The sequence below is a fragment of the Pseudomonas lundensis genome (assembly GCF_002269125.1).
GTDB classification, from domain to species: domain Bacteria; phylum Pseudomonadota; class Gammaproteobacteria; order Pseudomonadales; family Pseudomonadaceae; genus Aquipseudomonas; species Aquipseudomonas lundensis_A.
The window spans coordinates 36,674-58,252 of record NZ_NQKI01000023.1; the positions used below are offsets into that span (position 1 = coordinate 36,674).

The 21,579-nt window shown below is 58.8% G+C and carries 21 protein-coding genes; 9 read left to right on the plus strand and 12 right to left on the minus strand.

The annotated features are described in order from the left end of the window. The first annotated feature begins 6 nt into the window (after positions 1 to 6). Positions 7 to 1,422 (plus strand): acetyl-CoA carboxylase biotin carboxylase subunit, encoded by a 1,416-nt coding sequence (locus tag CJF39_RS14880; RefSeq protein ID WP_094994097.1) that lies wholly within the window; start codon positions 7 to 9, stop codon positions 1,420 to 1,422. Positions 1,423 to 1,433: 11 nt separating this feature from the next. Next, positions 1,434 to 3,242, plus strand: coding sequence for a sodium-extruding oxaloacetate decarboxylase subunit alpha (gene oadA / locus CJF39_RS14885; RefSeq protein ID WP_094994098.1), 1,809 nt, complete (start codon positions 1,434 to 1,436; stop codon positions 3,240 to 3,242). 116 nt (positions 3,243 to 3,358) lie between these two features. On the opposite strand, the gene CJF39_RS14890 is transcribed toward oadA, so the two are convergent. The 3 genes from CJF39_RS14890 to CJF39_RS14900 all read right to left on the minus strand — a co-directional run bounded on the left by CJF39_RS14890 (position 3,359) and on the right by CJF39_RS14900 (position 5,003). Continuing rightward, positions 3,359 to 3,625, minus strand: a complete 267-nt coding sequence (locus tag CJF39_RS14890; protein WP_094994099.1) for a hypothetical protein — start codon at positions 3,623 to 3,625, stop codon at positions 3,359 to 3,361. Positions 3,626 to 3,855: 230 nt separating this feature from the next. Continuing rightward, on the minus strand, positions 3,856 to 4,536 hold the full coding sequence (locus CJF39_RS14895) for a GNAT family N-acetyltransferase (protein WP_094994100.1): 681 nt from the start codon (positions 4,534 to 4,536) through the stop codon (positions 3,856 to 3,858). Between the two features lie 14 nt (positions 4,537 to 4,550). Then, positions 4,551 to 5,003, minus strand: a complete 453-nt coding sequence (locus CJF39_RS14900) for a GNAT family N-acetyltransferase (protein ID WP_094994101.1) — start codon at positions 5,001 to 5,003, stop codon at positions 4,551 to 4,553. 251 nt (positions 5,004 to 5,254) lie between these two features. Between CJF39_RS14900 and CJF39_RS14905 the strand changes: the two genes are divergently transcribed. Then, the gene (locus tag CJF39_RS14905; protein WP_094994102.1) at positions 5,255 to 6,802 is read left to right on the plus strand and encodes a PLP-dependent aminotransferase family protein; all 1,548 of its coding nucleotides are present in this window, start codon (positions 5,255 to 5,257) and stop codon (positions 6,800 to 6,802) included. 46 nt (positions 6,803 to 6,848) lie between these two features. Here the strand turns inward: CJF39_RS14905 and CJF39_RS14910 are convergent, their stop codons facing one another. The 5 genes from CJF39_RS14910 to CJF39_RS14930 form a co-directional block, all read right to left on the minus strand. After that, positions 6,849 to 7,949, minus strand: a complete 1,101-nt coding sequence (locus CJF39_RS14910) for a polyamine ABC transporter substrate-binding protein (RefSeq protein ID WP_094994103.1) — start codon at positions 7,947 to 7,949, stop codon at positions 6,849 to 6,851. 13 nt (positions 7,950 to 7,962) lie between these two features. Then, the gene (locus CJF39_RS14915; protein WP_094994104.1) at positions 7,963 to 8,994 is read right to left on the minus strand and encodes a histone deacetylase family protein; all 1,032 of its coding nucleotides are present in this window, start codon (positions 8,992 to 8,994) and stop codon (positions 7,963 to 7,965) included. 183 nt (positions 8,995 to 9,177) lie between these two features. Next, complete coding sequence (locus tag CJF39_RS14920) at positions 9,178 to 10,170, minus strand: AraC family transcriptional regulator (RefSeq protein WP_094994105.1); 993 nt, start codon at positions 10,168 to 10,170, stop codon at positions 9,178 to 9,180. Positions 10,171 to 10,238: 68 nt separating this feature from the next. After that, positions 10,239 to 11,243 (minus strand): asparaginase, encoded by a 1,005-nt coding sequence (locus tag CJF39_RS14925; protein WP_094994106.1) that lies wholly within the window; start codon positions 11,241 to 11,243, stop codon positions 10,239 to 10,241. A 56-nt stretch (positions 11,244 to 11,299) separates the two neighbouring features. After that, the gene (locus CJF39_RS14930; RefSeq protein ID WP_094994107.1) at positions 11,300 to 12,721 is read right to left on the minus strand and encodes an alanine/glycine:cation symporter family protein; all 1,422 of its coding nucleotides are present in this window, start codon (positions 12,719 to 12,721) and stop codon (positions 11,300 to 11,302) included. A 769-nt stretch (positions 12,722 to 13,490) separates the two neighbouring features. On the opposite strand from CJF39_RS14930, the gene CJF39_RS14935 reads away from it, so the two are divergent. Next, entirely contained in the window at positions 13,491 to 13,841 is a 351-nt protein-coding gene (locus CJF39_RS14935) for a DUF6124 family protein (protein WP_094994108.1), read from the plus strand. A gap of 150 nt (positions 13,842 to 13,991) precedes the next feature. On the opposite strand, the gene aspA is transcribed toward CJF39_RS14935, so the two are convergent. Then, on the minus strand, positions 13,992 to 15,416 hold the full coding sequence (gene aspA / locus CJF39_RS14940; protein ID WP_094994109.1) for an aspartate ammonia-lyase: 1,425 nt from the start codon (positions 15,414 to 15,416) through the stop codon (positions 13,992 to 13,994). Between the two features lie 179 nt (positions 15,417 to 15,595). Here aspA and CJF39_RS14945 point away from each other — a divergent pair, with 179 nt between their 5' ends. Then, complete coding sequence (locus tag CJF39_RS14945; RefSeq protein WP_094994110.1) at positions 15,596 to 16,507, plus strand: LysR substrate-binding domain-containing protein; 912 nt, start codon at positions 15,596 to 15,598, stop codon at positions 16,505 to 16,507. An 82-nt stretch (positions 16,508 to 16,589) separates the two neighbouring features. Here CJF39_RS14945 and CJF39_RS14950 read toward each other — a convergent pair whose 3' ends face one another. Continuing rightward, positions 16,590 to 17,141, minus strand: a complete 552-nt coding sequence (locus CJF39_RS14950; RefSeq protein ID WP_094994111.1) for a reprolysin-like metallopeptidase — start codon at positions 17,139 to 17,141, stop codon at positions 16,590 to 16,592. Between the two features lie 432 nt (positions 17,142 to 17,573). Here CJF39_RS14950 and purE point away from each other — a divergent pair, with 432 nt between their 5' ends. From purE to CJF39_RS14970, 4 genes are all read left to right on the plus strand, one after another. Next, positions 17,574 to 18,065, plus strand: a complete 492-nt coding sequence (purE, locus tag CJF39_RS14955) for a 5-(carboxyamino)imidazole ribonucleotide mutase (RefSeq protein ID WP_047279087.1) — start codon at positions 17,574 to 17,576, stop codon at positions 18,063 to 18,065. Positions 18,066 to 18,076: 11 nt separating this feature from the next. Continuing rightward, positions 18,077 to 19,162: a 5-(carboxyamino)imidazole ribonucleotide synthase gene (locus CJF39_RS14960; RefSeq protein ID WP_094994112.1), complete on the plus strand. Its 1,086-nt coding sequence runs from the start codon at positions 18,077 to 18,079 to the stop codon at positions 19,160 to 19,162. Between the two features lie 106 nt (positions 19,163 to 19,268). Continuing rightward, positions 19,269 to 19,517: a GlsB/YeaQ/YmgE family stress response membrane protein gene (locus CJF39_RS14965; protein ID WP_094994113.1), complete on the plus strand. Its 249-nt coding sequence runs from the start codon at positions 19,269 to 19,271 to the stop codon at positions 19,515 to 19,517. An 81-nt stretch (positions 19,518 to 19,598) separates the two neighbouring features. Continuing rightward, positions 19,599 to 20,135 carry a DUF3299 domain-containing protein gene (locus tag CJF39_RS14970; RefSeq protein ID WP_094994114.1) on the plus strand — a complete coding sequence of 179 codons (537 nt, stop codon included), beginning with the start codon at positions 19,599 to 19,601 and terminating at the stop codon, positions 20,133 to 20,135. A gap of 72 nt (positions 20,136 to 20,207) precedes the next feature. Here CJF39_RS14970 and CJF39_RS14975 read toward each other — a convergent pair whose 3' ends face one another. Continuing rightward, on the minus strand, positions 20,208 to 21,116 hold the full coding sequence (locus CJF39_RS14975; protein ID WP_094994115.1) for a D-hexose-6-phosphate mutarotase: 909 nt from the start codon (positions 21,114 to 21,116) through the stop codon (positions 20,208 to 20,210). Positions 21,117 to 21,172: 56 nt separating this feature from the next. After that, positions 21,173 to 21,574 (minus strand): acyl-CoA thioesterase, encoded by a 402-nt coding sequence (locus CJF39_RS14980; protein ID WP_003438129.1) that lies wholly within the window; start codon positions 21,572 to 21,574, stop codon positions 21,173 to 21,175. Between the last annotated feature and the right edge of the window lie 5 nt (positions 21,575 to 21,579).

Sequence of the window (21,579 nt, forward strand, 5' to 3'; positions counted from 1 at the left end):
ATCCAAGTGATAAAAAAGATCCTGATCGCCAACCGCGGAGAAATTGCTGTCCGTATCGTGCGCGCCTGCGCCGAAATGGGCATTCGCTCTGTAGCGGTCTATTCCGAAGCGGATCGGCATGCGTTGCACGTCAAGCGCGCCGACGAAGCGCACAGCATTGGTGAAGATCCGCTGGCCGGTTATTTGAACCCGCGCAAACTGGTGAACCTGGCGGTGGAAACGGGCTGTGACGCCTTGCACCCCGGTTACGGTTTCTTGTCAGAAAACGCTGAATTAGCGGACATCTGTGCAGAGCGCGGCATCAAGTTTATTGGTCCGGCTGCTGAAGTCATTCGCCGCATGGGCGACAAGACCGAAGCCCGCCGCAGCATGATCAAAGCCGGTGTCCCGGTCACGCCAGGCACTGAAGGCAACGTGGCCGATATCCACGAAGCGTTGCAAGAAGGCGAGCGCATTGGCTATCCGGTCATGCTCAAGGCCACCTCGGGTGGCGGCGGTCGCGGCATTCGCCGTTGCAACAGCCGTGAAGAGCTGGAGCAAGCGTTCCCGCGCGTGATTTCCGAAGCCACCAAAGCCTTTGGCTCGGCCGAAGTCTTCCTCGAAAAATGCATCGTGAACCCCAAGCACATCGAAGCGCAGATTCTCGGTGACAGCTTTGGCAACGTGGTGCACCTGTTCGAACGCGACTGCTCAATTCAGCGGCGTAACCAGAAGCTCATCGAAATCGCCCCAAGCCCCCAACTGACCCCGGAACAGCGCGCCTACATCGGCGACCTGTCAGTGCGCGCAGCCAAGGCCGTGGGCTATGAGAATGCTGGCACCGTGGAGTTCCTGCTCGCCGAGGGCGAGGTGTACTTCATGGAGATGAACACCCGGGTGCAGGTGGAACACACGATCACCGAAGAAATCACCGGCATCGACATCGTTCGCGAACAAATCCGTATCGCCTCCGGCTTGCCGCTGTCGATCAAGCAAGAAGATATTCAGCACCGCGGCTTTGCCCTGCAATTTCGGATCAACGCCGAAGACCCGAAAAACAACTTCCTGCCCAGCTTCGGCAAGATCACGCGCTACTACGCGCCCGGTGGTCCCGGCGTGCGCACAGATACGGCGATCTACACCGGCTACACCATCCCGCCGTTTTACGACTCCATGTGTCTGAAACTGGTGGTGTGGGCGCTGACCTGGGAAGAGGCGATGGACCGTGGCTTGCGCGCCCTTGACGACATGCGCCTGCAAGGGGTCAAAACCACAGCCGCGTACTACCAGGAAATCCTGCGTAACCCGGAATTCCGTAGCGGCCAGTTCAACACCAGCTTCGTTGAAAGCCATCCTGAACTGACCAACTACTCGATCAAGCGCAAACCCGAAGAGCTGGCATTGGCCATCGCTGCCGCCATCGCCGCCCACGCAGGCCTGTGAGGAACATAAGAATGTCCAAGAAGATTTTTGTAACTGACACCATCCTGCGTGACGCCCACCAGTCGTTGCTGGCTACCCGCATGCGCACCGAAGACATGCTGCCGATCTGCGACAAGCTCGACAAGGTCGGCTACTGGTCGCTGGAAGTGTGGGGCGGCGCCACGTTTGATGCCTGCGTACGTTTCCTCAAGGAAGACCCGTGGGAGCGCCTGCGCCAACTGCGCGCGGCACTGCCCAACACACGTCTGCAAATGTTGCTGCGTGGTCAAAACCTGTTGGGCTATCGCCACTACAGCGACGACGTGGTCAAAGCCTTTGTGGCCAAGGCTGCTGTCAACGGCATCGACGTGTTCCGCATCTTTGACGCCATGAACGACGTGCGTAACCTGCGGGTTGCCATTGAAGCGGTCAAGGCGGCTGGCAAGCATGCGCAGGGCACCATCGCTTATACCACCAGCCCGGTTCACACCACCGAAGCGTTCGTGGCACAGGCCAAGCAGATGGAAGCCATGGGTTGCGATTCTGTCGCCATCAAAGACATGGCCGGCCTGCTCACGCCGTTCGCCACGGGTGATCTGGTCAAGGCGCTAAAAGCTGAAATCAGCCTGCCGATTTTTATCCATTCCCACGACACTGCCGGTCTGGCAGCCATGTGCCAGCTCAAAGCAGTGGAAAACGGCGCTGACCACATCGACACGGCCATCTCCAGCTTCGCCTGGGGCACCAGCCACCCCGGCACCGAATCGATGGTTGCAGCCCTCAAAGGCAGCGAATACGACACCGGTCTGGACTTGGCGCTGTTGCAGGAAATTGGTTTGTACTTCTACGCCGTGCGTAAGAAGTATCACCAGTTTGAAAGCGAATTCACCGCCGTTGATACCCGTGTGCAGGTCAACCAAGTGCCTGGCGGCATGATCTCCAACCTGGCCAACCAGCTCAAAGAGCAGGGTGCGCTGAACCGCATGAACGAAGTGCTGGCCGAAATCCCGCGTGTTCGTGAAGACCTGGGCTTCCCGCCGCTGGTGACACCGACCTCGCAAATCGTGGGTACGCAGGCGTTCTTCAACGTGTTGGCGGGCGAGCGCTACAAGACCATCACCAACGAAGTGAAGCTCTACCTGCAAGGCGGCTACGGCAAGGCGCCGGGTGTGGTGAACGAGACGCTGCGTCGTCAGGCGATCGGCAACGAAGAGCTGATCGACGTGCGCCCGGCCGATTTGCTCAAGCCGGAAATGGTCAAACTGCGCGGTGAAATTGGCGCGCTGGCCACGTCTGAAGAAGACGTGCTGACCTACGCCATGTTCCCGGACATCGGCCGTAAATTCCTTGAAGAGCGTGCGGCGGGTGCCTTGGTGCCGGAAGCCCTGCTGCCGATCCCGGAAGCGGGCGGCGTGACCAAGGCGGGTGGCGAAGGCGTACCGACCGAGTTCGTGATCGACGTACACGGCGAAAGCTACCGCGTAGACATCACCGGGGTGGGTGTGAAAGCCGAAGGCAAGCGTCATTTCTACCTCTCCATCGACGGTATGCCGGAAGAAGTGGTGTTCGAGCCTCTCAACGAATTTGTCGGCAGCGCGATTGGCAAGCGCAAACAAGCCAGCGAGCCGGGCCACGTCAGCACCACCATGCCGGGCAACATCGTCGATGTGTTGGTCAGCGTCGGTGAAACCGTCAAGGCTGGCCAATCGGTACTGATCACCGAAGCCATGAAAATGGAGACCGAAGTACAGGCCGCCATTGCCGGCAAAATCATCACCATCCATGTGGTCAAAGGCGACCGCGTCAACCCGGGCGAAATCCTGATCGAAATCGAAGCCTGATACGCCATTGATCCAAACGCTTTAAACCTCGGGGGAGCATGTGCTCCCCTTTTTTTTCGTGCTCCTTCCCGCTCTGCGCGGCATCCCTGTGGTCTACGTAAAGAGGGTTGATACGATTAAACAGTCATGTTCTTTTGCCCCGTAGTGGCTTCGATCAGGCGCAGATAGGCCCCCTGTGCCTGCGCATACAACGCATTGGCGGGCATCCAGCCACGCCACTCGCGTTCGCTTTCACTCATCCCGGATGCCATGTGGGCATCTCTCAAGTAGCTGGCCAGAATGAGCCACAACGGATTTACGTCCCTTGTGTTCAAAGGGTCAGGAAGGTCATACGTCTGGCTACGAAACTCGATATCGCGGTCGGTCAAATCCATAAACGCCACTGAATGCCCACCTGAGTTGGCGTTTACGAGCCCGAATGAACGGGCTTAAAAGCAATGGCAAAGAGGGCTGGGAACCGGGTTCAAATGTGCCCGCGCTCCGTATGTATTCCAGCACGGCATCAACAAACCCATCGGCTGCAGATGGGCGTCGTTCGATTACTGCGACCGTTTTAATCCTTTCTGAACGCAAAAAACGCCCGACAGTCCTTGTTGGGCGTTCTGATCGTTTTTTATACAGCCAATGCTCTGCATTCTTCCAGCGTCTTGATTTGGCCGGTTTTTGGCTGGTTATCACGTGTCAGCCATTTTTCGAAGCCGGTGGCGATTACAGGCCATTCCGTACTAATAATGCTGTACCACGTGGTATCCCTGTTTTTGCCTTTAACCACCATATGCTTGCGGAAAATACCTTCGAGTGTGTAACCCAATCGTACTGCGGTACGTTTGGATCGCGCGTTGTCATTGTTGCATTTCCATTCCAACCGACGATTGCCCAAGTTGAAGGCTTCTCTGGCCAGCAGGTAGACGGCTTCGGTGCTTTTGGGCGAACGCTGCATAGGCGCGCCAAATGCCACATGGCCAATCTCGATGCGCCCATGCTCCGGCACGATACACATCAGGCTGAGCAGGCCCTGGGCCTGTTCAGCGGCGCTGTCGATGACTGCATAAAAATGCGGGTCGCGGCTGGCGGCGTTGTTTGTCAGCCATTCATCAAATGTAGAGCGTTCGGTGAAAGGTCCATAAGGCAAGTAATCCCACAGCTTGGGATCACTCGCTGGTCCCTGTAAGGCTAGCCACAAATCGTCGCTATGCCGGGTCGGATCGAGTTTTTCGAGGCGAATGTAAATCCCCTCAAGGGTTCTGCTATCCGGGGCTGCGGCCGGTTGCCAGTGTTGTAGAGATTCGGACATAGCGCGTTCCTTGATTACGACAAAACTTTACGAAATTGAATGAAGCCGGGACGATCCGCGATGCGCTCATACAGGCGGATCGCCGTGGCATTGGTTTCCTGCGTCAGCCAATGCACTTTGGCGCAATCAAGGGCGCGGGCGTGGGCATTAACGTGCTCGATCAACTGGCGTCCCACCCCGGTGCCCCGCACCTGCGGGCTGACATACAGGTCTTGCAGGTAACAGGAATTACCCACGCTCCAGTTAGAGCGATGAATGACCGTCTGCACCATGCCCACTGCCTCATCACCTTGCCAGGCAAGGGCCAGATGGGTGGGTTCGCTCGGGTCCATAAAGCGCTGCCAAGTGCTATCACTTACCGCGTCGGCCAGCTCGGTCTTGTAAAACGTCAGGTACGCCTGCCAGAGCGGCATCCAGGCGTCACGATCGGCCGCCGTGGCGGGTTTGATTTGAAGGGACTGAGTCATGGGGCTATTCCTTGGCGATTAAATGAGCGAGTGCGTGGTCTTGCGGGTTATCACTGGCCAAAAGGCCGCTGTGCACGCCCGCCTGATCGGCAGCGGGGTTGCCAGAGTTTGGGCCTGCAAACGATCGAGGTCGTTTTCTGCAAAGGCGCGGGCTACGTGCACGGAAGATTTCCTTGGCGAATGCCTGCATCCTAGGCAGGCTATTGGCTTGTTGTAAGAGCCACTCCCGGTCAATTTCGTAGGTCCAATTTATGTCGGATTCAGCGCTGTCCATTGCTTTCAACCCTGCGGGTATCCAGCTTGACCCCAAAAAGGGGCTGAGCCGACAGCTGTATCACGCGTTGCGTGAGCGCGTGCTGGACGGTCGGCTGAGTAGCGGCGCGCGTTTGCCCGCCAGTCGCGATCTGGCTGCAGCGCTGGGCATTTCACGCAATAGCGTGGTGCGCGCCTACGATCAGCTGTACGCCGAAGGCTTTATCGAGGGACGCATCGGGGACGGCACGTACGTGGCGCAGTTACCCGATAAATCGGCCTTGCCGAAAAAGTTGTCCACCAACTTGTCCACAGGGTTTTCAACAGGCTTACCCACAGGTTTATCCACAAAAATCCCCGTTTTACCTGTGATTACATCCAGTAAAGTTATCCACAGCAGTGCTTTGCACAAGGTAGCCAGGCACTCATTGGACTTGCCGCCGAGTGGTCCCCCACGGGCTTTTAGGGTGGGGGTTCCGGCCTTTGACTTATTCCCTTTTGATGTGTGGAGCAAGCTGCAAGCGGGTTTCTGGCGAAAACCGGATTTACAACAACTGTGCTACGGCGACCCGGCGGGGGATGCGCGATTACGTGGGCTAATCGCAGCGTACTTACGGGCTTCACGGGGATTATCCTGCACAGCTGAACAAATTTTGATCACCTGCGGCGCGCAACAGGGAATTAGCCTTTGTGCACAGTTGCTGGTGGAGCCCGGCGAAGGCGTGGCTGTGGAAAACCCGGGCTACCACGCTGCCGCGCAAGCGTTTGCGATTGCAGGGGCGCAGGTGCTGGGCGTGCCGGTCGATCAAGAGGGCATGCGCTGCGACTTGTTGGCGAGGCTGGCCAATTGCCGTTTGGCGTATGTCACGCCTTCTCACCAGTACCCTTCAGGTGTGACCCTGAGCCTGGCGAGGCGCCTGGAGCTACTCGATTGGGCCGAGCACACCCAAGGCTGGATCGTCGAAGACGACTACGACGGCGAGTACCGTTACAGCGGGGCACCACTGTCGCCACTGGCGGCGCTGGATCGTCAAGGGCGAGTGATCTATGTAGGCACCTTCGGCAAGGTGGCGTTTCCGGCGCTGCGTTTAGGGTATTTGGTGCTGCCCAACGCCCTGATCGAGCCTTTCGCTCAGCGTCGTTCGTTGGATATGCGTCACTCGGAGGTCAGTACTCAGGCCGTGATGGCTGAGTTCATGGCCAGCGGGCACTTTCAGCGTCATATCAGGCGCATGCGCCGTGCTGCCATCAGTCGGCGCAATGCGTTGATGGCGCATTGGCCGCAGGGGGTGGAAGGCTTGGGGGATTTACCGGCGATTGCAGCAGGCCTGCACGTGACCGTGGCGGTCAGTAGCCTTGAGCGCGAGCAAGCCCTGTTGGCACAAGCCAATGAGGTGGGTGTGGAAATCAACGGCTTGAGCCGCTACTGGCTGCATCACTCCACCGAGCCTGTGGATAACCGTGCCGGGCTGGTGCTGGGGTTCGCAGCCGTGCCCGAAGCGGATATCAAATCAGCGTTAGCGCGGCTCAGCCGCGTGTGGCAATAAAGCCCTGTCGCCGCTGTCGCGGGTTGCGCCAGCGGCTCCGGTCGACTCAGGTGCCCGACTTGATTTTGGTCCAGGCCCGCGTGCGGGCGCGTTCGGCTTCACGGGGCAGTGGGGTCAGGGTGTACAGCGTTGTCATTGCCGCTTCAGTCGGGTACAGGTTCGGGTTGTTGCGGATGCTCGGGGCCACGAGGTCGGTCGCATCTTTGTTCGGGTTGGGGTACCCGACAAAATCACTGATTGGCGCAATGACCTTGGGTTGTAGCAAGTAGTTGATGAAGGTGTAGGCGTCTTCTTTATCTTTAGCGCCTTTGGGGATCGCGAGCATGTCGAACCAGATCGGGGCGCCCTCTTTAGGTAAGCGCATGTCCACGGTCACGCCGTTGTTGGCTTCTTTCGCCCGGTTGGCCGCTTGGGAGAAACTGCCTGAATAACCCACCGCCACGCAGATGTCGCCATTGGCGATGTCGGCCATGTACTTGGATGAGTGGAAATACGTGACATAAGGCCGAATCTTCAACAGCAGCGCTTCAGCTTTGGCGTAGTCATTTGGGTTGGTGCTGTTGGGATCAAGCCCCAAATGTTGCAGCGCCAGCGGCAAAATTTCCGACGGAGAATCCAGTAACGCCACACCGCATTGTTTGAGTTTGCTGATGTTCTCTTCGTTGAAAATCAGATCCCAGCTGTCCACAGGCGCATTGTCACCCAGTGCGGCTTTGACTTTGTCCGGGTTGAACCCGATCAAGATAGTGCCGTACATGTACGGCACCGCGAACTGGTTGCCGGGGTCGTTGGCTTCGATCAGCTTCATCAACTTGGGATCAAGGTGGTTCCAGTTCGGCAGCTTGCTGCGATCCAGGGGCTGAAACACGCCCGCCTCGATTTGCTTGGCCAGAAACACATTCGACGGCACCACCACGTCATAGCCTGAGTTGCCGGTGAGCAGCTTGGCTTCCAGCGCTTCGTTAGTATCGAAAATGTCGTAGATGAGCTTCACGTTGGTGTCTTTTTTGAAATCCACCAAAGTTTGCGGGGTGATGTAGTCGAACCAGTTGTACACCCGCAACGTGCGGTCTTCGGCATGCACGGCGGCGCTTGCCAGTGCCGCAGCACACAGCGCGGGAGTGAATAAACGCGTAAGAGCTTTCATTGTTGTTAGGTCCTTATTGAGCGCTCAAAAAGCCTTCAAGTACGTTGACGGCATTGACGCCAATCTCTTCTACCGCGTACCCACCTTCCATCACAAACAACGTCGGCTTGCCCAGGCGCGCAATGCGTTCGCCCATGCGCAGGTAGTCCGGGCTGTCGAGCTTGAACTGGGAAATCGGGTCGTTTTTGAACGTGTCCACGCCCAACGAAATCACCAGCACCTCGGCGTCGTAACGCTCGATTTCAGCACACGCCTCTTCCAGGGCGGCGCTCCAGCGATCCCAGGCCGAACCGGCGGCCAGCGGATAGTTGAAGTTGAAACCTTCGCCCGCGCCTTCACCCCGTTCATCTTCGTAGCCCAGAAAGAACGGAAACTCGGCTTCGGGGTGACCGTGAATCGAGGTGAACAACACGTCGTTGCGTGCATAGAAAATCGACTGCGTTCCGTTGCCGTGGTGGTAGTCCACGTCAAGGATGGCTACTTTGCTGCGGCCCTGATCGAGGAATGCCTGCGCCGCAATGGCTGCGTTATTGAGGTAGCAATAACCGCCCATCAAATCGCTGGCGGCGTGATGACCCGGCGGCCTGCACAACGCGAAAGCGCTGTGAGCGCCACGTTGAATTTCTGCTTGTGCTGTAAGCGCCACTTGCGCGGCGCTGTAAGCCGCTTGCCACGTGCCCGCTGTAATTGGCGCGCCGCCATCGAAGCTGTAATAACCCAATTGCCCATGCAGACTCGTGGGAATGACCGCGCGTAAGGTGCGGGCAGGCCAGGTGTAGGGCAACAAGTCGCCGTCGCGCCCGTGCTCGGTCCAGCGCTCCCACGCGCCCTGGAAAAAATCCAGATAGGCCGGGGTATGAATGCGTTCGATGGGCGAGCGGCCAAAATCGCGCGGGGCCTGCACCGGGCCCAGTTCACGGGTTTGAACCCGTTGCAGAATGTGATCGGCACGTGAGGGCATTTCGAAGCAAGGCATCAGTTGCCCGTCCATCAACTCGCAACGGCCGTGATGCAGGTGGTGATCATCTGAATAGATCGTCAGCATTTTTCTTATTCTCCGCAGGCTTGATCGGTGACCTACAGTCTTGCGGCCTCGGACGTTTCAGAGAACGGCAGGAGCGGCCAAAAGGGGATGGATATGGCCAAAATGACTGACCTGAATTCGCCCCTTTTCGGCGCGGGTGTGCGCCATTTTCAGGCATAAAAAACAGACGACAGGGTGGTGGGGTTAGGCGCGAAACTGGCTGGGTGAGACACCGCTCCAGCGCACGAACGCGTGGCGAAAGCTGGCGGTTTCGCTAAACCCCAGGTTCTCGGCAATCCGGTAGATCGGCCATTCGGTCTCATTGAGCAGCAGTTTGGCGCGCTCAAAGCGCAGGTCGTCGAGCAGCGTTTGATAGCTGCACCCCATGTCGTGCAAGTGGCGACGCAACGTACGCGGCGAGCAGTTCATTTGTTCGGCCAAGCCCTCCAGCCCCGGGGCGGCATGCAGTTGTGCAGCCAACAGCTGGCGGATGCGATCCAGCCACGACTGGCGGCCCGTGAACTCCAGGTTCTGTTTGCGGCAGCGCTCGGCCATCGCCTGATGGGTCACGGCATCGGCCAGCGGCAAGGGTTCATCGAGCCAGCGCGGGTCGAAGCCGAACGCGTTGTCACAGGCTTGGAAGGCGTGTGGGCAGTCAAAGCTGTGCGCGTAGTGGGCGTAATAGTCCGGGGCGGGGTGAGCGAAGCGTGCGCCCGCGAGGGGAAGCGGACGGCCTAATAAATCCTCGCAAATGACTTTGAGCGACGTCAGGCACAGCTCGGCGTTGAATACAGCCAAGTGCGGGCTTTCGCGATAACCGGTTGCGCAGAACCAGACGACCTCGTCTTCAACGTTCAGGCTCAGTTCAAAAAGTGTTCCCAGCAGCGCCGGGTAGCGCAAAGCCAGGCGTAAAGCGTCACCTAAGGTGGCACTGGTGAGTAAGGCGTAACCCAGCATGCCGTAGGACGACACGTGCATACGTTGACCCAATTCCAGACCGATTTCGCGGCGAATGGCCACGGCGTTGGCGCACACGCGCATTTCCTGATTGGTGGTGATGCGCGTGTCGGCGCGGCTCAAATCGGCGGCGCGTATACCGCTGCCGGCCAATAGCGCTTCACTGGACAAGCCTTCGGCCCTGAAGGTGCTGAGCACCAACGAAACCGCGTTCAGGGTGGTGAGATGGGAGTGCAGCATGCTCGCTTCCAGCGGGAGGATGCTGGAAGGGAGCAAGTTGTGTGCCGGATAACGATGTGATGAGGGCGTTACACCAGCTCCCCGCACACATCGAGTTCAATCAGGCGGCGCACTTCGGTCAATGGCAGGTCGGCTCCCAGCAAGGCATGGAGCTTGCCAAACACCGCTTCGCGGGTCATGCCGCCACCTGAGAGCACACCCGCCTCACGTAGGCGGCTACCGGCTTCGTACACGTCCAGCTCCACACCGCCTTCATGGCATTGAGTGATGGCGACAATCACGATGCCGTTTTCCTGCGCCCGTTGCAGGCTGGCGAGGAAAGCCGGGTCGTCACTGGGGCCTGTGCCGCTGCCGAAACACTCCAGTACCAGGGCTTCGATGCCGCTGTTGAGCAGCGCATCGAGTTGCGGCGCGCCAATGCCCGGCACCAGTGGCAGAACGCCCACGTTGGCCATGTGCTTGGGCCGGGTGTAGAGCAGCTCGCCGGGAATGTAATCCGCCGGGGTGCCACCGCCGTTGCGGGTGAGCGTCACGAACGGGTTGCGCCCGAAGCTGCGCACTTTGGCGCAACGGGTGGGCGCCATCAGTTGGCCATGGAAGTACAGCTGAACCCCGTGTGGTTGGCCTTGGCTCAATGCTGACAACGCGCCGCTGACGTTTTCCCACGCGTCGCTGTCAGGCACGCCCGCGGGCAGCATGGAACCGGTGAACAGTACCGAAGCTGGCAGGCCGATCAGTTGAAAGCTCATTGCCGCCGCGCTGTAGGCCAGTGTGTCTGTGCCATGCAGGACCAGGACGGCGTCGCAGCCTTCCTGCTCGATTGCCGCAATGATCGCGGCACTCAGGCGCAGCCAGTAGGCGGGGGTCATGTTGGCGCTGTCGATCAGCGGGCTCATTTCGCGAAAGCACCATTGCGGCACGTTCAAGTCGGGCTGGCTGGCGAGAAACTCGCCCATGCGCGCTTCAAAACCCGAGGCGGGCGCAAGGCCGTTGGCGCTGGCTTGCATGCCGATGGTGCCGCCGGTGTAGAGCACCATCACGCGTTCGGCAGGGTAGGAAGTGGCAGCAGTCATGTGTAGTCCCCATAAGCAAAAACGCGGCGGTTCTGTTCAGAACCGCCGCGTCAGTGTCAGCGTTTTGTGTCTTCGACCTTGGCGGCCGGTGTCGGCGGCCAGGCCTTCAAGTCCAGGTCCAGGTCCGGGAATTTACTGGAATCGAACACCGGTGTCTTGATCCCGGCGCGACGTTGGTCGTCGTAGTCCTTGAGCACGCGCATACAAATTTTGAACAGCATGGCCAAGGCAATCAGGTTCACGAACGCCAGCATGGTCATGGTGATGTCAGCGAAGGCGAAGACTGTTTGCAGGTTTTCAATCGAGCCCCAGAAGATCAACACCAGCACCAGTGCGCGGTAGCCCATCAGTGCCTTGCGGTTTTCACCGACCAGGAAACGCAGGTTGTTCTCGCCCAGGTAGTAGTTGTAAAGCATCGAGGTGAACACGAACAACGCCAGGGCCACGCTGATAAAAATGCGGCCCCATTCACCGACAACAGCGGCCAGCGAGTTTTGGGTCAGGGCAATGCCGTCGCCTTCAAAGCCCGGCGTGTAAAAGCCCGACAGCAAAATCAGCAGCGCCGTACAGGTGCAGATGACAAAGGTGTCGAGGAACACGCTGAATGCTTGCACCACGCCCTGCGCGATCGGGTGCTCAACGTCTGCCACTGCGGCCACGTTCGGAGCGCTGCCCAAGCCTGCTTCGTTGGCGAATACGCCACGTTTGACACCCATCACAATCGCGCTGCCGATCAGGCCGCCAAACACCGGGTCCATGCCGAAGGCGCTTTTGACAATGTGGCCGAGCATGGCTGGCACTTGGTCAAACTGCAGCACGATCACGTACAGGGTCACGGCGATGTAGGCGAGGGTTTTGACCGGCACCAACAGGTCGGCCACCGAGGCGATGCGTTTGATACCGCCGATGAACACCAGGCCCAGCAGCACGGCGATGGCGAAACCGGTGTAGTTAACCTCAAAACCGAAAGCGTCTTGCAGCGAGTGCGTCACGGCGTGGGCTTGCAGGCCCATGAAGGCAAAGCCGAAGGTGATCAGCAATAACACCGCCATCAGTTTGCCCATCCAGGCTTTGCCCAACCCGTGCTTCATATAGAAGGAAGGACCGCCCCGCAGTTGGCCTTCGGCATCGCGGCGTTTGTACAGTTGGCCCAAAGAGCATTCGATCAGGCTGCTGGACATGCCGACCAGCGCAGTCACCCACATCCAGAACACGGCGCCGGGGCCGCCGAGGGTCACGGCAATGCCGACGCCCGCGATGTTGCCCGCGCCCACACGGCCCGCAAGGCTCAGCATCAATGCCTGAAACGAGCTCAGTTGACCGGCGCTGCTGCGCAAGCTGTCTTTGAACACCGCAAACATGTGCAGGAAGTAACGAAACTGAACGAAACGCGAGCGGATCGTGAAGTAGCCACCGAGCCCAACCATGAGCACGATTAGCACTTTCCCTGAGAGGAAGTCATTGATGACTTCAAGCATGGATTATTCCTCGCTGTTTTTATCTGATGGCAATACGGCCGGATCGAAATATCGCGTTACACCCGTGTGTGCAGGGCAAAAACGTAGGCGATCAAGGCGACCCTGGCCATGTTGCTGCTTGGTTTACGATGCTGTTTGCGCAGTGCCGCTGGCCGCTGTTGCGGGGCCGATGCATGGCAAGAGGGCGGGCACTATACCTAGGCACAGTGGAAGCGTCTGCATAAGCCATTGATTTTTCATGTGCACACGTCTGAAAAGTGCTGTTTTGGTGTAGGAATTAACCTTGATTCCGGGGGGCCAGCACGTGCCGATATCACTGCGTGGCAGTGGCTGAAAATCGGATGGACGGGCGCCTTGCCCTCGATCGTTGCTGCAAGCCGCACCCTGTTCTTAGGCAGGAGCTCAACGCCACGGACGATGGGCTGCGAACCGCTAAAAAACAGGGTTTTCGTATGACGCTTCCCTTTCAATCCGCAGAAACTTCCTTGAAAATCCCGTTCGCTTGCGCCTGCCAATATCGGGGTCTAGTCTCGGCCCATCGCTGCATATTCAGCGGTCGGGTTTAGTCGCCCGGTATGAAACCAGGCGCAAGGCGCCACCTCCGCGAGGCGTTTTTTTTCGGCCTCTCGTTTTATGGTGGCCGTGCGCAGGGCGCCTTCGAGCGCGCCGGGTTCCTGGTTTCTCCGGTCGACTAACCTGCGTACGGCTGCCACCCATTCGTTTAGTCGCGACAGGTGACAGCTCCTTTATTGAAACCAGGAGTGATGTCATGAAAAAAATTGTTCCAGATCCCCCTTCGTCCATCCTGCCGGATGCGGCCCAGTGCCTTTCTCCGTCACTTGACCGTGCAGCCGCCGAGCGCGCGCTCAATTACTACCTTGACGACCATCAGCCTGCTCGCCCCGTGGGGACGGCCACGTATGCCATCCCGGACAGTGTCAATTTAGAAGCGGCCTTGGCCCAGGCGTCAGACTTGTTGCGCTGCATGGAGGCAACGGCGAGCGAGGCGGGGAATGGATTGAACGGGTCGCCGCGTGATGTGGTGTTGTCGATTGTGTATCTGGCGGAGCTGGCCAAGGCGTACGTCGACAAATCGCTGGACTGTCTGGTGACGCACTAAGCCGCACGCGCCTGCTTGGCGACAGGCGCGTCAAACCCCTTATGGCGTGCAACGATCCGCGAGCAAAAAAAAAGGACCTGCAGATAAATCTGCAAGTCCTCAAAAGGTGAGAGGTGTCTAGTCCCTCGACCTGGTGATCGTGTTACCGCATCAGGCCTTCAGAGGCACCAGACGCGGAGCAATCATGTTTTCCGGGCGCAGGATGTCGTCGAGCATGGCGTCGTCGAGCAAGCCTTCTTCACGCACCAGTTCCAGCACGCCGCGGCCGCTTTCAAGGGCGATGCGGGCGATGCGGGTGGCGTTTTCATAGCCGATGTACGGGTTCAGTGCGGTCACCAGGCCGATCGAATGTTCGACCAGTTCGCGGCAACGCGCTTCGTTGGCGGTGATGCCGACGATGCAGTGTTCGCGCAGCATGTCCATGGCACGTTGCAGCAGGCGGATCGAGTCGAAGATCTTGAAGGCGATCAACGGCTCCATCACGTTCAATTGCAGTTGGCCACCTTCGGCGGCGATGGTCAGTGCCAAGTCGTTACCGATGATCTGGAACGCCACCTGGTTAACGGCTTCCGGGATAACCGGGTTGACCTTGCCGGGCATGATCGAGCTGCCGGGCTGACGCGCTGGCAGGTTGATTTCATTGATACCGGTACGTGGGCCGCTGGACAGCAGGCGAAGGTCGTTGCAGATCTTCGACAGCTTGACCGCTGTACGCTTGAGCATGCCGGAGAACAGTACGAACGCGCCCATGTCGGAGGTGGCTTCGATCAGGTCGGCAGCCGGAACCAGCGGGTGACCGCTGATGGTGGCCAGACGGGTCACGGCCAGGTGCTGGTAGCGCGGGTCGGCGTTGATGCCCGTGCCAATCGCGGTACCGCCCAGGTTCACTTCGGTCAGCAGCTCTGGCGCCAGTGTCTTCAGGCGTGCCAAGTCTTCGCCCAAGGTGGTGGCGAATGCGTGGAATTCCTGGCCGAGGGTCATCGGCACAGCGTCTTGCAGCTGGGTACGGCCCATCTTCAGGACGTGGTTGAACTCGACGCCTTTGGCCGCGAAGGCCTGAATCAGGCTGTCGAGGCTGGCCAGCAGCGCGTCGTGACCCAACAACAGGCCCAGACGGATGGCCGTCGGGTAAGCGTCGTTGGTGGACTGCGCCATGTTTACGTCGTTGTTAGGGTGCAGGTATTGGTATTCGCCTTTCTGGTGGCCCATGGCCTCCAGCGCGATGTTGGCGATCACTTCGTTGGCATTCATGTTGGTTGAAGTGCCAGCTCCGCCTTGAATCATGTCCACCACGAACTCTTCATGGAAGTCGCCGCGTACCAGACGGGCGCAGGCTTCGCTGATGGCCGCATGCTTTGGCGCGCTCAGGTGGCCCAGTTCGCGGTTAGCATCTGCCGCGGCTTGCTTGACCATGGCCAGGGCCACAACCAACTTTGGGTAATGCGAAATCGGAACGCCGGAGAGACGGAAGTTGTTCACCGCTCGCAGGGTCTGGATGCCGTAATACGCTTGAGCGGGTACTTCGAGTACGCCAAGCAGGTCTTTTTCAGTGCGGAAAGATGCAGCGGAGGACATGATAGAAATCATCTCGATAAGGACCCGGTATAGGCCGGAACGCTGCGAATCCTAGGCTTGCGGACTATTTTGGGCCAATGCCTTTAAACACTATCCTATGCAGAAACGGCATAATGCCGACGTGACGCGACGGGCGCGTCGAACGTGTGACCCAAATTGGTGCGCCTCGGGGAGGCTCAATGAATCTCGAAAGTAAATGGCTGGAAGACTTCAGTGCACTGGCCGCCACCCGCAGTTTTTCTCAAGCGGCTGAGCGTCGTTTCGTGACGCAACCGGCCTTCAGTCGACGTATTCGCAGCCTCGAAGCGGCCTTGGGGCTGACGTTGGTGAATCGTTCCCGCACCCCGGTGGAGTTGACTGCGGCCGGTCAGCTGTTTTTGGTCACCGCCCGTACGGTGGTCGAGCAGTTGGGCGAGGTGTTGCGCCACCTGCATCACCTTGAAGGCGGGCAGGGCGAGGTCATGCAAGTGGCTGCCGCGCACTCGCTTGCGCTGGGGTTTTTCCCGCGCTGGATCGCGCAATTGCGCAATGAAGGGCTGAACATTGCGACACGCCTTGTTGCGACTAACGTCGGAGACGCGGTGCATGCATTGCGCGAGGGCGGCTGCGATTTGATGCTGGCTTTTTACGATCCGGACGCTGCGTTGCAGATGGACCCGGAGATTTTCCCGTCGTTGCATTTAGGCAATACCGAAATGTTGCCAGTGTGCGCTGCCGATGCGGACGGCAAACCGCTGTTCGACCTGGAAGGCGATGCAAGCGTGCCCTTGCTGGCCTACAGCGCGGGGGCGTTTTTAGGGCGCTCGGTCAATTTGCTGCTGCGCCAGCGCAGCCTGCGCTTTACCACTATTTATGAAACTGCCATGGCAGATAGCCTCAAGAGCATGGCGCTAGAGGGGCTGGGCATTGCCTGGGTGCCTCATTTGAGCGTGCGCGCCGAGCTGGCGCGCGGCGAACTGGTGGTGTGTGGCGGGCCGCAATGGCACGTGCCCCTGGAGATTCGTCTGTATCGCTGTGCGTTGGTGCGCAAGGCTAACGTGCGATTGCTGTGGCGCAAGCTGGAAGGCGGGGCTACCCCTTCGGCAACGTGAAAAGGAAGGCCTGTCGAGCAGGCCTATCCGCTTATTCGACGCTTTCGTTAAAAGCCGAATGGGCAACCACGCGTGCGGGGGGTCAGGGGGCGTCTTTCAGGTAATTAACAATGTGCTCACGGTTTTTCCGGGTATAGCGATAGCAGTTGGCACGGGCTGCACTCACCTCTGGGTACACATAGGTTTCGCACGGGATACCCCAGGGGTTCCAGCCTATTTCCGCGTCTTCATGAGTCGCTGTGAAACTATGCCCTACTTCATGGGCAATCACTTGGTAGCTACTGACGCTGGCAATGAGGGCGGGTTTTCGCGGGATGGCGGCCCCTAATACCTGGTCGTTAATCTTGCCATTGATCACCAGAATGTAGCGCTCGGTTTGGGTCCAGCCCAAGTTGTTGGCGTTTTTATAGGCGGCGGCCACGGCCATCCAGCGATCTGCGACCTCTTGAGCGCTTTTGGAGGTGTAGTTGAAATCAGTGACCCCCGGAATGTTTCTTAGCAAGTTGAATTTGAATGTGCGCCCTGTAATGGCAGAGATTTCGTCCGTGAAGTCTTTGAAATATTGAAGGGCGAGAACACGGTCGCTCAAGGTCACATCGTTGTGTACAAAAATATGAAACGTGATGGGCTTCATCTATAAATCCTTTTATGCATGAAGAGCGCTTTGCAGGGTGTGCTGGGCACGGTGTCATGTCGCTTGTTATCAAGCTGGCTTCATTAGTTAAGGCGTAGACGGGGGGGTTAACGACGCGTGGTGTCTGTGAGTCGACCTGCTTTTTTCGCCTGTGGGTGTAAGTTTTTTCGATTGCGTGTTGGCGTGGCCGCAGGATGCGCGGGCGTGCATGTGGCCTGACCCAAGGGTCAGTAAAACCGGGTGTTTGCACGATTTAAAAGGCTGCGGACAGATGGTCGTCAAAGGTGCTTTTAACGCACTTCTTTGGGGTATACTGCGCGGCCTTCGGCTGGCTTGACCGGCCTTAATTCCTATAACAAGCCACGTCGGATCCCCCACGTGGCTTGTTGTTTTTTGACGCGCCTGCGGGCGCCCAAGAGAAGAGGCGCGACGATGAGTGCACTGGTAGGCGTGATCATGGGCTCCAAGTCCGATTGGTCCACCCTCAGCCACACCGCCGATATGCTGGAAAAACTCGGCATTCCTTACGAAGTGAAAGTGGTCTCTGCCCACCGCACGCCGGATTTGCTGTTCCAGTATGCCGAAGAGGCCGAAGGCCGCGGAATCGAGGTCATTATTGCCGGTGCCGGTGGCGCAGCCCACTTGCCAGGCATGTGTGCGGCAAAAACCCATTTGCCTGTGCTCGGCGTGCCGGTGCAGTCATCGATGCTGTCGGGCGTCGACTCGCTGTTGTCGATCGTGCAAATGCCCGCGGGTATTCCAGTGGCGACGCTGGCCATCGGCAAGGCCGGGGCGATCAACGCCGCGTTGTTGTCCGCCAGCATCCTGGGCGCCAAGCACCCGCAGTTCCATACCGTATTGAAAGCATTCCGTGCTGAACAGACTGACAGCGTGCTGGACAATCCAGACCCGCGCCTGGCCTGAGGTTTCTAACGATGAAAATCGGTGTAATCGGTGGCGGCCAGTTGGGTCGCATGCTGGCTCTGGCGGGCACTCCGCTGGGCATGAACTTCGCCTTCCTTGACCCTGCGCCTGACGCCTGTGCGGCGCCTTTGGGCGAGCATCTGCGTGCGGATTACGGTGATCCGGATCACCTGCGCCAGTTGGCGGACGAAGTCGATCTGGTGACCTTTGAGTTCGAAAGCGTGCCGGCCGAAACCGTGGCGTTCCTGTCGCAGTTCGTACCGGTGTACCCGAGTGCCGATGCGCTGCGCATTGCCCGTGATCGCTGGTTCGAAAAAAGCATGTTCAAGGACTTGGGTATTCCTACCCCGGCCTTTGCCGACATTCAGTCCCAGGCGGACCTGGATGCAGCGGTGGCCAGCATTGGCCTGCCAGCCGTGCTCAAAACCCGCACCCTGGGTTACGACGGCAAGGGCCAAAAAGTGCTGCGCACCCCGGCCGATGTGGTGGGTACGTTTGCCGAACTGGGCAGCGTCGCATGCTTGCTGGAAGGGTTTGTACCCTTCACGGGTGAAGTGTCGCTGATCGCCGTGCGCGGTCGTGATGGCGAAACCCGGTTCTACCCGTTGGTGCATAACACCCACGACAGCGGCATTCTCAAGCTGTCGGTTGCCAGTACCGACCACCCGCTGCAAGCGCTGGCCGAAGACTACTCCAGCCGTGTGCTCAAGCAGCTGGATTACGTGGGCGTGATGGCGTTCGAGTTCTTTGAAGTCGACGGGGGTCTCAAGGCCAACGAAATCGCGCCTCGGGTTCACAACTCGGGTCACTGGACCACCGAAGGCGCCGAATGCAGCCAGTTCGAAAACCACCTGCGTGCCATTGCTGGCCTGCCGCTGGGTTCGACGGCCAAAGTGGGCGAGAGCGCCATGCTCAACTTTATTGGTACGGTGCCTGCGGTTGAGAAGGTGGTGGCGATTGCCGATTGCCATTTGCATCACTACGGCAAGGCGTTCAAGGCGGGTCGTAAGGTGGGCCACGCCAACTTGCGCTGTGCCGACATGGCGACCCTGCAAGCGCAGATCCTGCGGGTTGAAGCGCTGATCGACGAAGCATAAACGGTACATCGGCGGGAACCATTCGGTTGCCGCCGCCCTCTGATGGCGTGATGCCAAAGTGCTGTCTAGGCTTTGGTTTAACACCATTCAAAGAGAGGGATCGTCCATGGGCATCATCGGAACCATTTTTATCGGCTTGATCGTTGGCCTGCTGGCCCGTTTCCTGAAGCCGGGCGACGACAGCATGGGCTGGATCATGACCATCCTGCTGGGTATCGGCGGTTCGTTGGCAGCTACGTACGGCGGCCAGGCGCTGGGTATCTATAAGGCGGGCGAAGGTGCCGGCTTTATCGGCGCAGTGGTCGGTGCCGTGATTCTGCTGATCATTTACGGCATGGTCTCTAAAAAGAACTGACCGGATGCGGCTTCTCTCTGCGCCAGGCGCAGAGAGGGCTAGAATGCGCGGCGTCCTACGTCTTTCTTAGTTGAGTCCGCCATGCGCCGTCTTGTAATGACCTTTCTTTTGCTGGGCGCAAGCCTGGTACACGCGGCAGACTTGCCGGAAACCGATTGGCTCGAGCTGATGCCGAAGTCGGATCAATTAGCCCTCGAACAAATGCCCGAAATCGATCATGACTCACCTGAAGCGCAGGGGACGTTTACCGATAAGGGTGGCCTGAAACAAAGCGAAGGCCTGCCAGCCGTTATGTATTCCACCAAGACAGTGGCCAGCATGAACGGCAAGACCATCCGTCTGGGCGGCTATCCGGTGCCGCTCGAAAGCGACGCGAAAGGGCGCAGCACGCTGTTTTTCCTCGTGCCTTACCCGGGTGCCTGTATCCACGTTCCGCCTCCGCCTCCCAATCAATTGGTGCTGGTGCGTTATCCAAAAGGCTTGAAGCTGGATGACATTTACACGCCGTTGTGGGTAACGGGCACGTTGAAGGTCGAAAAGGTCACCAATGACTTGGCCGATGCGGCGTATGTGCTGGACGCCGGGCAGGTGCGGGTGGTGAGGGAAGAGGATCTGTAAGGGTTCTGTAAGTCGCTGACAGGCCGCACGTGTTGATCGCGGCCTCGTGCTGATTGTCAGCGGTTACAGGTGTCAGAGCGCGGTTGTGCCAATACTGACGCCCAGCGTGTGGCTGGCGCCCGGCTCCAGTGTGACGACGTCGTCCATTACGTTGGCGGTTTCGATGCACAGCATGCGCTGCCAGCCGTCGGCGGCCATGTCGTTGAAACGCGCGGTCTTGTCGATCCACGGATTCCAGATCACAGCGCTGCGTGAACCCTCGCTCTGGAGGGTGATGCGACGTTCCCATTCAGGGTCAACGATGCTCAGTGTGTCAGGGGTGTTGAGGTAGATGCGGTCGGTTTCGCCGCTGAAGGTCAAATCCCCTGACTGCTTGACGCGTTTCCAGTCATCCAAAGTTTCGATGTAGGTCAGCCCCTCCACGCCTTCGACACGCACCTGGCTTACATTGCTGACCGCAAAATAGCTGTGCAACGCCTGGCTGATGCTGACCGATGTGTTGCTGCGGTTATGGCTGACGAGGCTCAGGTGCAGGTGGGTGTCGAGGCGGATCTTCAGGGTCAGCGACACGTCGTGCGGCCAACCGGGCAGGCCGCCCTCTACATGCGGTAAGCCCAGTTCTATATGCAGCGCTTCGCCGGCGTCATCGTAATCCAGCAGTTCCCACTCTCGGGTGCGTACCAGACCATGGGCGGTGGGGGGTTCTGCGCTGGCACGCATGGCTTGCACGCTGGGCGGGTTGAGGGCCAGGTTGCCAAACCATGGCCAGCAAATCGGTACACCCGCGCGAATACCTTTGCCGTGGACGAACTGCGCCTTTTCGTTCAGCCAGATCACCGGGTTGTCGTCGCCGACCTGATAGCTCAGCACCTGCGCGCCCTGTTTGGCGATCAGCAGTTGCGCTTGCCCGTGGATAAAGTGCCAGCAGTCCAGCTCGCCCAATTTCAGAGAAGTGCTCGGGAGTGACGTGTGGCTGGGCATGACAGGCTCTCTTTACAGGACAAGGGCAGCAGTAGACAGGCAAAACGCCGTCAGGTTTAACGCCGTGGCGGCACCGAGCGCGTGCGGCCGCTGCCATCGATGGCGACGAACACAAATACGGCTTCGGTCACTTTGCGCCATTCGCTGGACAGCGGGTCGTCGCTCCACACTTCGACCATCATCTGGATCGAGCTGCGGCCGATTTCCAGGGCTTGGGTATAGAAGGACAGTTGGGCACCGACTGCCACTGGGACCAGAAACGCCATGCGGTCAATGGCGACGGTGGCGACACGCCCGCCTGCCACTTTGCTGGCCATGGCCGTGCCAGCGAGGTCCATCTGGGACACCAGCCAACCGCCGAAAATATCACCGAAACCATTGGTTTCGCGTGGCAGTGCAGTAATTTGCAAGGCCAGGTCGCCTTGCGGGATTGGATCTTCTTGTTCGAGCTCTAGCATGCCGA